At 71.8% G+C, this 7382-nt stretch carries 7 protein-coding genes; 3 read left to right on the top strand and 4 right to left on the bottom strand.

The features are described from left to right. Positions 1-39 precede the first annotated feature (39 nt). Positions 40-1212 carry a zinc-dependent alcohol dehydrogenase gene (locus E1182_RS27765; RefSeq protein ID WP_132270698.1) on the top strand — a complete coding sequence of 391 codons (1173 nt, stop codon included), beginning with the start codon at positions 40-42 and terminating at the stop codon, positions 1210-1212. Positions 1213-1268: 56 nt separating this feature from the next. On the opposite strand, the gene E1182_RS27760 is transcribed toward E1182_RS27765, so the two are convergent. Beyond that, the gene (locus E1182_RS27760; RefSeq protein WP_243706453.1) at positions 1269-2267 is read right to left on the bottom strand and encodes a hypothetical protein; all 999 of its coding nucleotides are present in this window, start codon (positions 2265-2267) and stop codon (positions 1269-1271) included. A 207-nt stretch (positions 2268-2474) separates the two neighbouring features. Then, positions 2475-3953 (bottom strand): glutamate--cysteine ligase, encoded by a 1479-nt coding sequence (locus tag E1182_RS27755; protein ID WP_132270697.1) that lies wholly within the window; start codon positions 3951-3953, stop codon positions 2475-2477. A gap of 217 nt (positions 3954-4170) precedes the next feature. Between E1182_RS27755 and E1182_RS27750 the strand changes: the two genes are divergently transcribed. Continuing rightward, positions 4171-4509: a DUF3817 domain-containing protein gene (locus E1182_RS27750; RefSeq protein WP_132270696.1), complete on the top strand. Its 339-nt coding sequence runs from the start codon at positions 4171-4173 to the stop codon at positions 4507-4509. On the opposite strand, the gene E1182_RS27745 is transcribed toward E1182_RS27750, so the two are convergent. Together E1182_RS27745 and E1182_RS27740 are read right to left on the bottom strand one after the other, a co-directional pair. After that, positions 4493-5377 (bottom strand): alpha/beta fold hydrolase, encoded by an 885-nt coding sequence (locus tag E1182_RS27745; RefSeq protein WP_132270695.1) that lies wholly within the window; start codon positions 5375-5377, stop codon positions 4493-4495. The two genes, E1182_RS27750 and E1182_RS27745, sit on opposite strands and share 17 nt — an antisense overlap. Positions 5378-5414: 37 nt before the next feature. Next, the gene (locus E1182_RS27740) at positions 5415-5966 is read right to left on the bottom strand and encodes a hypothetical protein (RefSeq protein WP_207921541.1); all 552 of its coding nucleotides are present in this window, start codon (positions 5964-5966) and stop codon (positions 5415-5417) included. 153 nt (positions 5967-6119) lie between these two features. Between E1182_RS27740 and E1182_RS27735 the strand changes: the two genes are divergently transcribed. Beyond that, a complete protein-coding gene (locus E1182_RS27735) occupies positions 6120-7238 on the top strand; it encodes a Vms1/Ankzf1 family peptidyl-tRNA hydrolase (protein WP_132270694.1) in 1119 nt (372 codons plus the stop codon). Positions 7239-7382: the final 144 nt, after the last annotated feature.

The following is a 7382-nucleotide window of genomic DNA, read 5'->3' as shown; positions in this document are numbered from 1 at the left end:
GCCCGCCGGCCGCCGCGGCTGACCCGACGAGGAGGAACGATGAAGGCCACCGCCTGGATGGGCAAGGACAGCGTCAAGGTCGTCGACGTGCCCGACCCGCGCATCATGAACGCCCGGGACGCCATCGTGAAGATCAGCTCCACCGCCATCTGCGGCTCGGACCTGCACCTCTACCACGGTTACATCCCGGCCCTGCGCAAGGGCGACATCCTCGGCCACGAGTTCATGGGTGAGGTGGTGGAGGTCGGCCCGGAGGTGGACAACCTCGCCGTCGGCGACCGGGTGGTGGTGCCGTTCCCCATCGCCTGCGGCAACTGCGTCTCCTGCCAGCAGGGCCGTTACTCGGTCTGCGAGAACTCCAACCCCAACGCCGGCATCGCCGAGAAGATCATGGGGCATTCGCCGGCGGGCATCTTCGGCTACTCGCACCTGCTCGGCGGCTACGCCGGTGGGCAGGCCGAGTACGCCCGGGTGCCGTTCGCCGACGTCGGCCCGATCAAGGTGCCCGACGAGGTGCCCGACGACCAGGCGTTGATGCTCGCCGACGTCTTCCCCACCGGCTACATGGGTGCCGAGATGTGCGACATCAAGCCCGGTGACGTGATCGCCGTCTGGGGCGCGGGACCGGTCGGGCTGCTCGCCGCCGCCAGTGCCCGGCTGCTCGGCGCGGAACGGGTGATCGTCATCGACCGGTACCCGTACCGGTTGCGGCTGGCCGCTGAGCACGTCGGCGCGGAAACCATCAACTACGCCGAACTCGACGTGCTGGACGAGTTGAACCAGCGCACCGCCGGTCGGGGTCCGGACGCCTGCATCGACGCGGTCGGCCTGGAGGGGCACCACGGTAACCCGGCGGTATACGCGTACGACCGGGCGAAGCAGGCCGCCCGACTGGAGACCGAGCGGCCGTTCGCGTTGCGCCAGGCCATCCTGGCCTGCCGCAGCGGGGGAGTGGTGTCGGTGATCGGCGCGTACGGCGGCTTCGTGGACAAGTTCCCGATGGGCGCGTTCATGAACCGGTCGCTGATCATGCGTACCGGGCAGTGTCACGTGCAGCGCTACACCCGCCCGCTGCTGGAGCACATCGTCCGGGGCGATCTCGACCCGAGTTTCGTGGTCAGCCACCGGATGCCGCTCAAGGACGCGGCGAAGGGCTACCGGACCTTCCAGAAGAAGCAGGACGACTGCACCAAGGTCGTACTCAAGGTCTGAGGCCGGCTCGACGCAGGACCGGAGTCGCCGCCGGTCCTGCGTCGCCGGTCACCCGGTCACGCCCAGGGGGCCGTCGGGTACCAGGGAATGATCTCGCGGCGGGCCAGCAGCCGGACGTCCCAGTAGAGGAAGGTGAAGGCGCCGGCGACAATGAACGCGACGGCGGTCAGCGTGGCCAGCCGGCTCGGTCGCGCGGCGAACCACCCCTGCAGGCGGGAGCCGGCGAGCCAGGCCAGCAGCAGGAACAGCACCGCCATGATCACGATGTTGCCGACCGACTGCAGGGTGAACGCCGCCGCGCCGTAGAGCGGGTTGCCGCTCTCGGCGGCGTCCCGGAACATCTGCCGGAACAGCGCGAAGGGCCGCCCGATGAGGAAGCCGGCGATCAACGCGCCCATGAAGACCATCGGGGCGTTCGGATACCGGCGGGCGATCCGGGCGAACGGGTCCGGCACCACGCCGAGCGACGCCAGACCGAGATAGATCATGATCAGCCCGATCACGCCAAAGACCACCATGGACTGGACGCTGCGCGGCGACAGCCCGCCGGGGGTGTTCGGGGCGGTGGAGAACTGCGGCATCGACGTGCCGACCAGACCGACGAGCGCGCCGTACGCCGCCGACACGGCGATCATGCCCACCGACAGCCAGCCCAGCGGCCGCAGCGGTGCGGTGAACCGGCGCCACCGACCGCCGGTGCTGCCCGACAGCGGGGCCAGCGCGCCGAACGCGGCGATGTTGCAGGCGGTGAAGGTGCCGGCGACGCCGGAGACGAAGGCGAAGAGCACCCCGGCGGCGATGCCCTGGATGGGGGTCTGCTTGGCGTCGTGGCCGAGCAGGGTGTTGGCCACGTTGTCGCCGATGGTCCGGTCCACGAACTCCGCCGACCAGACCACCGTCAACAGGAAACCGGCCAGGACGCTGAGTGCGACGATCAGCCCCCGCCGCCGGGGGAAGTGACCGTTGACGAAGGTGGAGGTGCCGGCCTGTGGGGCGTCGAGCCGGATCGGGACGGGGGCGTCGGGCCGCCGGGGTGACCGGTGGGTCTGCGTCACGCTGCGCTCCTCACAGTGGGGGAGGGAACCGATGCCGGCGCGCGGGACCGGCCGGCCACGACGCCGGTCGAACCGGACCCGATCGGTGGGCCCGTTCCCGGGCCGCGCCCGGCGGGTCGATGTCCGCGTCTCATCATCGGCCGACGCGGCCGGCTCGGGTTCTTCTGTCGTGCGCAATCGCGGCGCTCGGCCGGTGGCCGCCTCCGGTCAGGGCAGCGGCCACTCGTGAACCGGGCGGTTGCTGTGCATCAGGTCCACGTAGTGCCGGACCACCTCGCGCAGCGCCTCCGGCCGGTCCAGGTGGTCGGCGCACTCCAACCGGTGCAACGTCTCCACCTGCCAGGTGGCGCCGTTGCGGCCGGTCAGGCAGCGCCGCTCGACGATGCCGAGCAGCCGGTCCCGTTCGGCCGGATCCACCCGCCACAGGTCCAGCCCCTGATGGGCCAGCGGCAGCAGCCGCCGCAGCACCAGCTCGGTCGCCGGCAGGTAGCCCAGCCCCGGCCAGAACACCTGGGCGTCGATGCCGTACCGGGCGCAGCTGGTGAAGTTCTCCTCGGCGGCGCTGAACGACATCTGCGACCACAGCGGCCGGTCCGACTCGGCCAGGGCGCGTACCAGCCCGAAGTAGAACGCCCCGTTGGCGACCGTGTCCACCACGGTCGGCCCGGCCGGCAGCACCCGGTTCTCCACCCGCAGGTGCGGTCGGCCCCGGAACACGTCGTAGACGGGACGGTTCCAGCGGTAGATGGTGCCGTTGTGCAGACGCAGCTCGGCCAGCTTCGGCACCTCGCCGGCGGCGAGCGTCTCGGCCGGATCCTCCGGGTCGCACACCGGCAGCAGCGCCGGGAAGTAGTGGACGTTCTCCTCGAACAGGTCGAACACCGAGGTGATCCAGCGTTCCCCGAACCAGACCCGGGGGCGCACCCCCTGGGCCTTGATCTCCTCCGGCCGGGTGTCGGTGGCCTGCTGGAACAGCGGGATACGGGTCTCCCGCCACAGCTCCCGGCCGAAGAACAGCGGGGAGTTCGCGCCCAGCGCCAGTTGGATGCCGGCGATCGCCTGCGCGGCGTTCCAGTAGTCGGCGAACTGGGCCGGGCTGACCTGGAGGTGGAACTGGGTGCTGGTGCAGGCGGCCTCGGGGGTGATGGTGTCGGCGGTGGTCACCAGCCGCTCCGCCCCGCTGATCGCGATCCGCAGGTCCTCGCCGCGGGCGGCGAAGATCTGCTCGTTGAGCAGGGCGTAGCGCGGGTTGGCCGACAGCGTCGCGGCGGTCAGGTGCTCGGGGCGCAGGGTGGGCAGGATGCCGATCATCACCATGTGCGCGCCGACGGTGCGGGCCTTCTCCTCGGCCGCGTTGAGGCTGGCCCGTACGTGCCGCTCGAACTCGGCGGTGCCGGTGCCGGCCAGCCGGCGCGGCGCCACGTTGATCTCCACGTTGAACTGGCCCAGCTCGGTCTGGAAGCTGGGGTCGGCGACGGCGGCGAGCACCTCGGCGTTGCGCATCGCCGGCAGCGACCCGTCGTCGACCAGGTTCAGCTCGATCTCCAAGCCGGTCATCGGCCGTTCCACGTCGAAACGGGACTCGCGCAGCATCTCGGCGAACACGTCCAGGCAGCGGCGAACCTTTTCCCGGTAGCGCGCCCGGTCCTCCCGACTGAAGGTGCGTGCGCCGACGTCTTCGCCCATGGTCACCACCCCGTCACCGTTGGTCTTCCCAACCTCGCACGAAACCGCGCGGGCGGGGAAGACCCGAAGAACCTTTACCTACCCGCGCCGGGCCGGGTGATCCCCCCGGGTTCCCGTCGGTCGTGGCGTCGGGTCGCCGTCGGTCGTCGTGGCCGCGAGGTCGTGGGTGGTCGTGGTGCGTCCGGGGCGGCGACCGACAACTGGCTACGATGATCCGATGCGCGAGAAGACCACCCGGCTGTTCGTGGCGACGGCAGTCGCCGAGGCGTGTTCGTGGTTGGCCCTGCTGGTCGGCATGGCCGTCAAGTACGGTCCACCGGCCAACGAGATCGGCGTCAAGATCTTCGGCCCGATCCACGGCGCGCTGTTCGTCGCGTACGGGCTGCTGGTGCTGGTCATGGCCCGGATGCACCGGTGGAGCCCGGGTGTCACCGTCGTCGCGCTGGTCTGCTCCGTGCCGCCGTTCGCCACCTTCTTCTTCGAGCGCTGGGCGGTGCGCCGAGGGCTTCTCGGCGGCCCGGCGCGGGCGCAACGCCCACTCACTCCGGTCGGCTGAGCCCGGCACCGCCGGACAGGAACGCGCCCAGCACCGCGGCCAGTTGCTCCGGTGCCTCCTCGGCCATGTGATGGCCGGAGTCGATCGAGGCGACCCGCAGATCCGGGGCCCACTGTCGCCAGATCGCCGCCGGGTCGCCGTACAGATCCACCATGTCGTCCCGCTGCGACCAGCAGAACAGCGTCGGGCAGCCGATCTGTCGCCCCGCGGCCCGGTCGGCGTCGTCGGCGGCCCGGTCCGGACCGAGACCGGCGCGGTAGTCCTCGCACATGGCGTGCACCGTGGCCGGATCGTGGATCGCCCGCCGGTAGTCGGCGTACGCCTCGGCGCCCATCTGTTCCGGCGAGCCGCCGTACCAGGCATCCGGATCGGCGTTGATCACCCGCTCGGCGGGTTTGGCGCTCTGGCCGAGGAAGAACCAGTGCCACCAGCGGGCGGCGAACCGGGCGTCGCAGCGGGCCAGCGCCTCGCCGATCGGCACGCCGTCGAGGACACCCAGCCGGCTCACCCGGTCGGGGTGGTCCAGTGCCGTGCGCATCGCCACGTAGCAGCCCCGGTCGTGCCCGATCACCGCCGCCCGGTCGTGGCCGAGCGCGTCGAGCAGGCCGACCACGTCGGCCGCCATGGCCCGTTTCGCGTACCCCGAGTGGTCGTCGCCGCCCGGCGGCTTCGAGGAGCCGCCGTACCCGCGCAGGTCCGGGCAGATCACCGTGAACCGTTCGGCGAGCAGCGGTGCGACCCGGTGCCAGGTGGCGTGGGTACGCGGGTGACCGTGCAGCAGCACCACCGGCGGTCCCGAGCCGCCGTGGCGTACCCGCAGCCGCACCGGGCCGACGCCGACCCGGGCCAGCGTGAAACCGGCGAACATGTGGTGACCGGTGCCCGGCGGGCCGGCGGTGGAAACCTCAGCCGGTCAGTACGGAGCAGGCGCCCAGACCCGCCACCAACAGCACCCCCAGCATCGCCTGCAACAGCAGCGGCGGCCCCAGATGCGACCAGAGCGTCGCGGTACGCGGACGCAGCGGCTGCGCGGTGGTGAGGTTGACGATCCGCTCCACCTTGGGCGCGAGTTCCGGATCCGGCTGCCGGCGCAGGGTCAGTTGCACGTGGTCGCCGGGGTGCAGGGCGCTCTGCGGCAGGTGCCCGTGCAGCTCCACCTCGTAGACGCGGCCGGTGTCGTCGCGTACCCGCAGCGGGGTGACCAGGAACTCCGGGCCCTTCTTCAGGTCCTTCCACTTGCGTCGCGCGCCGCCCCCGCCGCCGCTGGTCACCAGCGTGCGGACCAGCAGCATCAGCAGTCCCACCACGCTCGCGGCCGTCACCACCGCCACCAGCACCGGCTGTCCGACGCGCACCTCCCGGGGGTAACCGTCGAGCAACCGGACCACCCGCCCGGTGAGGATTCCCTGCGTCGGGTGCACGACGCGGCGCGCGAGGTCGCTGTCCATGTTCACCACCGAGTCGGAGCCGTTCACCACCGAAAGTCCGGTTCGCTGCACCGATCGTACCGGCGTGGCCGGTAGAGCGTCGTGAATGAACCTCGCCGCGGCGAGGTGACATCCCAGGCGGTGCGGGTAAGCGGGCGGCCGAGCTGGAAAGGGGTCCCGAGCATGCAGCTGTCCTTCCTGCGTCCGCTCTACGACCGTCCCGGGCCGTGGTGCTCGGTCTATCTCGACGCCTCCCGGGACACCCACGACGCGCATCCGCAGGTCGACCTGCGCTGGCGGGCCCTCAAGGGGCACCTGCTGGAGCAGGGCGCCGACGCGGCCACCATCGACGCGGTCGCGCGGGTGGTGCGCGGGCACGAGCCACGGCCCGGGGACTACGGGGTGGCGATCTTCGCCACCGGCGGTCGGGTGGTGCTCACCGAGTACCTCGCCGCGCCACCGCTCAACGACCTGGCCGTCTGGTCCACCCTGCCGCACACCATGCCGCTGGTAGCCCAGCGCGGTGAGCAGATCGCCTGGGTGCGCGTGCTGGCCGACCGCACCGGGGCCGACGCGATGGCGGTCAGCGCGGGCGGTGTGCCCCGCCGGGCCCACGTTCAGGGGCGGGAGAGTTCGCAGTTGCGCCGCGTCCAGCCCGGCGGCTGGTCCCAGTCCCGCTACCAGCGGGCGGCGGTGGAGGCCTGGCACCACAACGCCGGCGACGTCGCCGCGGCAACCGTGCAGCTGGCCGAGAACGTCGGCGCGGACGTGCTCGTGGTCGCCGGGGACGTGCGGGCCACCGGCATGGTCGCCGCCCAGCTACCTCCTCGCTGGCAGGACATGGTGGTCCGCACGGACGCCGGGTCCCGCGACGTCGGTGCCGACGAGACCCTGATGGACGACATCACCGTGCAGACCATCGCCGAGGCTGCCGAGCAACGGGTCGCCACCGTGCTGGACCGCTTCGGCATGCAGGAGGACGTCGGGGCCGGCCTGGACGCGGTGGTCCGCGCCCTGCAACGCAACCAGGTCGACACCATGCTGATCGTCGACGACCCGTCGGCGAACGGGGAGCTGTGGATCGGACCGGAGCCCACCGACATCGCCACCGCGCCGGAACAGCTCATCGGAGTTCGCGACCCGCAGCGGGTACGCGCCGACGCGGCCCTGGTCCGGGCTCTGGTCGGTACCGACGCCGAGCTGACCGTGCTCGGGCCGGACGAGGCGCCGGACCTGACCGACGGCGTCGGCGCGGTGCTGCGTTACGTCGACGCGGCCACCCCTGGGCGCGGCGATGGCTGACCGGACCGCCCGGCACGGGGAGACCGCTTCCTTCATGGCGGCCGGGCAGCGTAGCGTCCTGGCCACCGCCATCCCGCCGGCGTGACGACGACGTTGGCGGCGGTTTCGATCGTCAATCGCCCTGTCATGGGGGCGGGGGTGGGT

The organism is Micromonospora sp. KC721, from assembly GCF_004348355.1.
Lineage (GTDB): Bacteria > Actinomycetota > Actinomycetes > Mycobacteriales > Micromonosporaceae > Micromonospora.
This window is presented reverse-complemented; position numbering and strand designations above follow the sequence as displayed.